Annotated in this window: 3 tRNA genes and 3 rRNA genes; all 6 read right to left on the bottom strand. The window is 54.8% G+C overall.

From position 1 onward, the window contains the following. Positions 1-3: 3 nt before the first annotated feature. Positions 4-80, bottom strand: a tRNA-Met gene (locus AC07NI_RS26030). 60 nt (positions 81-140) lie between these two features. Next, positions 141-255, bottom strand: a 5S ribosomal RNA gene (gene rrf / locus AC07NI_RS26025). A gap of 116 nt (positions 256-371) precedes the next feature. Continuing rightward, positions 372-3157, bottom strand: a 23S ribosomal RNA gene (locus AC07NI_RS26020). Positions 3158-3414: 257 nt separating this feature from the next. Further along, a tRNA-Ala gene (locus AC07NI_RS26015) sits at positions 3415-3490 on the bottom strand. 66 nt (positions 3491-3556) lie between these two features. After that, positions 3557-3633 (bottom strand) — tRNA-Ile (locus AC07NI_RS26010). Positions 3634-3822: 189 nt separating this feature from the next. Then, positions 3823-5308: ribosomal RNA gene (locus AC07NI_RS26005) — 16S ribosomal RNA — on the bottom strand. Together the 16S, 23S and 5S rRNA genes with 3 tRNA genes alongside form the textbook arrangement of a ribosomal RNA operon. Positions 5309-5716: the final 408 nt, after the last annotated feature.

Here is a 5716-nt window from a genome sequence, read left to right as displayed (position 1 = left end):
CCTTGGGTGCGGGGACAGGATTTGAACCTGTGACCTTCAGGTTATGAGCCTGACGAGCTACCGGGCTGCTCCACCCCGCGTCAGGGTGTTGAGATTGTGATGCAGGGTTTTGGACTTGAGGTTTGATATCCTTTTGGCGGACCTGGCGGCGACCTACTCTCCCGCGCCTTGAGACGAAGTACCATTGGCCCAGGGGGACTTAACGACCGAGTTCGGAATGGGATCGGGTGGGGAACCCCCGGCAAAGCCACCAGGTCAGCGAAAAGGATATCACTCTTTCCCTTCCGGCTTGCGCCGGTTGGGAAGAGGATTGTGAAGAAGACATCAGTGTCTGAAGTAGAGCCATGCGCTTGCATGGGTTTGACTGAAGAACGATCAAGCCTATCGAGCTATTAGTACCGGTAAGCTCCATGCGTCGCCGCACTTCCACACCCGGCCTATCAACGTGGTGGTCTTCCACGGCTCTCAGCGAGACCTTGTTTTGAGGTTAGTTTCCCGCTTAGATGCTTTCAGCGGTTATCTATTCCACACTTAGCTACCCTGCTGCACAGCTGGCGCCATGACAGGTCCACCAGAGGTGTGTCCATCCCGGTCCTCTCGTACTAGGGACAGATCCTCTCAAGTCTCGTACACCCACGGCAGATAGGGACCAAACTGTCTCACGACGTTCTGAACCCAGCTCACGTACCACTTTAATCGGCGAACAGCCGAACCCTTGGGACCTGCTCCAGCCCCAGGATGTGATGAGCCGACATCGAGGTGCCAAACTTTGCCGTCGATATGGACTCTTGGGCAAAATCAGCCTGTTATCCCTAGAGTACCTTTTATTCGTTGAGCGATGGCCCTTCCACGCAGGACCACCGGATCACTATGGCCGACTTTCGTCTCTGCTCGACTTGTCAGTCTCGCAGTCAGGCGGGCTTATGCCATTGCACTCGACGACCGATTTCCGACCGGTCTGAGCCCACCATCGCGCGCCTCCGTTACACTTTGGGAGGCGACCGCCCCAGTCAAACTGCCCGCCACGCCATGTCCCGGACCCGGATAACGGGCCGCGGTTAGACGTCAGCAACAATAAGGGTGGTATTTCAAGGATGGCTCCACCGGAACTGGCGCCCCGGTTTCATAGCCTCCCACCTATCCTACACATGTTGCTGCTAACGCCAAGGCGAAGCTGCAGTAAAGGTTCATAGGGTCTTTCCGTCTGACCGCGGGAACCCCGCATCTTCACGGGGAATTCAATTTCGCTGAGCCTGTGCTGGAGACAGTGGGGAAGTCGTTACGCCATTCGTGCAGGTCGGAACTTACCCGACAAGGAATTTCGCTACCTTAGGACCGTTATAGTTACGGCCGCCGTTTACCTGGGCTTCAATTCAGAGCTTGCACCCCTCCTTTTAACCTTCAGGCACCGGGCAGGCGTCAGACCCTATACGTCGCCTTGCGGCTTCGCAGAGCCCTGTGTTTTTGATAAACAGTCGCTACCCCCTGGCTTGTGCCACTCTCATCTGGTTGCCCAAAAGAGAGTCACGCTTATCCCGAAGTTACGCGTGCAATTTGCCGAGTTCCTTCAGCACAGTTCTCTCAAGCGCCTTGGTATACTCTACCTGCCCACCTGTGTCGGTTTCGGGTACGGTCTCCGTTGGAGTTATTTCCAGGGACCTGTTCACTGCCGGGAGCAATCCAATAAGCCCCGACAATTTACCAGATCCGTCACTTCCAACTGGTTCAGGAATATTCACCTGATTCCCATCGACTACGCCTTTCGGCCTCGCCTTAGGGGCCGACTAACCCTGCGCAGATTAGCTTTACGCAGGAACCCTTGGGCTTTCGGCGAGAGGGTCTCTCACCCTCTTTATCGCTACTCATGTCAGCATTCTCACTTCCGATACCTCCAGCAAGGCTCACGCCTCACCTTCATCGGCTTACGGAACGCTCCGCTACCGCGTGCTTACGCACACCCATACCTTCGGCGACTGGCTTGAGCCCCGTTACATTTTCCGCGCAGGTTCGCTTGACCAGTGAGCTGTTACGCTTTCTTTAAATGATGGCTGCTTCTAAGCCAACATCCTGGTTGTCAAAGCAAACCCACATCGTTTCCCACTTAGCCAGTACTTGGGGGCCTTAGATGATGGTTAGGGTTGTTTCCCTTTTCACGACGGACGTTAGCACCCGCCGTGTGTCTCCCGGATAGTTCTCTTGGGTATTCGGAGTTTGATTAGAATTGGTACAGCTCGCGCCGCCCGCATCCATTCAGTGCTCTACCCCCCAAGGAATACGTCCGAGGCACTACCTAAATAGTTTTCGCGGAGAACCAGCTATGTCCAGGTTTGATTGGCCTTTCACCCCTATCCACAAGTCATCCGAGAATTTTTCAACATTCACCGGTTCGGTCCTCCAGTAAGTGTTACCTTACCTTCAACCTGCTCATGGATAGATCACCTGGTTTCGGGTCGTCATGCGACGTACTTATTCGCCCTATTCAGACTCGCTTTCGCTGCGCCTACACCTAACGGCTTAAGCTTGCACGGCACATGAAGTCGCTGACCCATTATACAAAAGGTACGCCGTCACCACGCTCGGTGGCTCCGACTGCTTGTAGGCTTCCGATTTCAGGATCTGTTTCACTCCCCTTGTCGGGGTGCTTTTCACCTTTCCCTCACGGTACTTGTTCGCTATCGGTCATTGAGGAGTACTTAGGCTTGGAGGGTGGTCCCCCCATGTTCAGACAGGATTTCACGTGTCCCGCCCTACTCGAGTCTGTCGCTATTTGACGCTTACGGGGCTATCACCCACTATGGCTGTGTTTCCCAACACATTCAGCTTTATGTCACGACAGCACTGGCCTGGTCCCGGTTCGCTCGCCACTACTACGGGAGTCTCGGTTGATGTCCTTTCCTCCGGGTACTGAGATGTTTCAGTTCCCCGGGTTTGCTTAATGGAGCCTATGTATTCAGCCCATTATACCTCTTCTGATCAACCAATCCTGGCCTTGCCCGAGGGCAAGACTAAGTTGGGTGACCATAAAGGTGGGTTTCCCCATTCGGAGATAGCCGGATCAAAGGGTGCTCGCGCCTCCCCGGCTCTTATCGCAGCGTGCCACGTCCTTCATCGCCTCTCAATGCCAAGGCATCCGTCAGAAGCCCTTATGCGCTTGATCGTTCTCAGCAAAACCCATGCATAATCGACCCTAGCCGCATCGCGCGGGAAGGGATCGAGCATGAGCTCTACCTTTAGTCAGACAATGATGTCTTCTTAAGTCCATCCTTAAACCAGGTCCGTATCCCAGGGGTGAGCTACGGTTGGCGGAGGAACCCTGCCTTCACAATGTCATTTCGCAGCTGGCTCGAAGAGCCAGTGCAAACTTGATCATTCCTCGATCGCGATCTCTTCGACTGTCCGGATGACAGGAGAGAATGGTGGAGCCAGACGGATTCGAACCGACGACATCCTGCTTGCAAAGCAGGCGCTCTACCAACTGAGCTATGGCCCCTCACACTCGGTGTGAGTTGCTTGCCCAGCGGGGAGCTGGTCGGTTGCGGTCCGTATGTGGAAAGAGTGGTAGGCCCGATAAGACTTGAACTTATGACCTCACGCTTATCAAGCGTGCGCTCTAACCAACTGAGCTACGGGCCCATAGGCCGCTCAGATAAGATCCAGTCAATGACTAGACCCGCTCCAGGGCTCGCGATCGTGTCCCGAACCTAACGGTCCGAAACAAGTGGAAAGAGAAACGAAGACGGCGGCGATCCGCTCATTTGTGTGCGTCTAGCGCACTAATTGGAGCCTCAATAGCCTCGTGAGAGGCTGGAGAAGCATCCTTAGAAAGGAGGTGATCCAGCCGCAGGTTCCCCTACGGCTACCTTGTTACGACTTCACCCCAGTCGCTGACCCTACCGTGGTCGCCTGCCTCTCTTGCGAGTTAGCGCAGCGCCTTCGGGTAAAGCCAACTCCCATGGTGTGACGGGCGGTGTGTACAAGGCCCGGGAACGTATTCACCGCGGCATGCTGATCCGCGATTACTAGCGATTCCAACTTCATGCTCTCGAGTTGCAGAGAACAATCCGAACTGAGACGACTTTTAGGGATTGGCTCCCCCTCGCGGGATTGCAGCCCTCTGTAGTCGCCATTGTAGCACGTGTGTAGCCCACCTTGTAAGGGCCATGAGGACTTGACGTCATCCCCGCCTTCCTCCGGATTAACTCCGGCAGTACGATTAGAGTGCCCAGCCAAACCTGATGGCAACTAATCGCGAGGGTTGCGCTCGTTGCGGGACTTAACCCAACATCTCACGACACGAGCTGACGACAGCCATGCAGCACCTGTGTCCCAGTCCCCGAAGGGAAAGCCAGATCTCTCTGGATGTCCAGGCATGTCAAAAGGTGGTAAGGTTCTGCGCGTTGCTTCGAATTAAACCACATGCTCCACCGCTTGTGCGGGCCCCCGTCAATTCCTTTGAGTTTTAATCTTGCGACCGTACTCCCCAGGCGGAGTGCTTAATGCGTTAGCTGCGTCACCGACATGCATGCATGCCGACAACTAGCACTCATCGTTTACGGCGTGGACTACCAGGGTATCTAATCCTGTTTGCTCCCCACGCTTTCGAGCCTCAGCGTCAGTAACGGACCAGTATGTCGCCTTCGCCACTGGTGTTCTTCCGAATATCTACGAATTTCACCTCTACACTCGGAGTTCCACATACCTCTTCCGTACTCAAGACTGCCAGTATCAAAGGCAATTCCAAGGTTGAGCCCTGGGCTTTCACCTCTGACTAAACAGTCCGCCTACGCTCCCTTTACGCCCAGTAATTCCGAGCAACGCTAGCCCCCTTCGTATTACCGCGGCTGCTGGCACGAAGTTAGCCGGGGCTTCTTCTCCGGGTACCGTCATTATCGTCCCCGGTGAAAGAATTTTACAATCCTAAGACCTTCATCATTCACGCGGCATGGCTGCGTCAGGCTTTCGCCCATTGCGCAAGATTCCCCACTGCTGCCTCCCGTAGGAGTTTGGGCCGTGTCTCAGTCCCAATGTGGCTGATCATCCTCTCAGACCAGCTAAGGATCGTAGCCTTGGTGGGCCTTTACCCCACCAACTAGCTAATCCTACGCGGGCCGCTCCAATGGCGATAAATCTTTCCCCCGAAGGGCACATCCGGTATTAGCTCAAGTTTCCCTGAGTTGTTCCGAACCAAAGGGCACGTTCCCACGTGTTACTCACCCGTCCGCCACTAATCCCGAAGGATCCGTTCGACTTGCATGTGTTAGGCCTGCCGCCAGCGTTCGCTCTGAGCCAGGATCAAACTCTCAGGTTGAGTTGACATTGACATCAGACTTCCAATCCCGGGGGAAAACCCAGGATCAGGTATCTGGTTTGCATAGTATCTTGACGAGTTCCCATCACACTGTGACCAACCGAAGTCGGTCACGGTATAAATGGTGTCTTCAAGAGACCGCATTTGTCAGCGTCGAAGGTAGACCTAAAGTCTACCGCCAGAGCGCCGCCGCCTGCGTTTCTCTTTCCAAATCAACAATGTCAAAGACCCGAACCGCCGGAGCGGCCCCACCGTTTAGCGCCCGGTGTCGGCGGAGGCGGCTATCTAGCGAACCTCGAATTCCGTGTCAAATCGTTTTTTTCAAAACTTTTTGACCCATCCGCCAACCAACCCGGAGGTCTTCGGCAGAGCCGGCAGCTTCTAAAGAAACCACCAGAACCAGTCAAG

It is taken from the genome of Caulobacter sp. GW821-FHT10E02, assembly GCF_059415225.1.
Note: the sequence above shows the minus strand (reverse complement) of the source record. Positions and strands in the feature narration are given on the sequence as shown.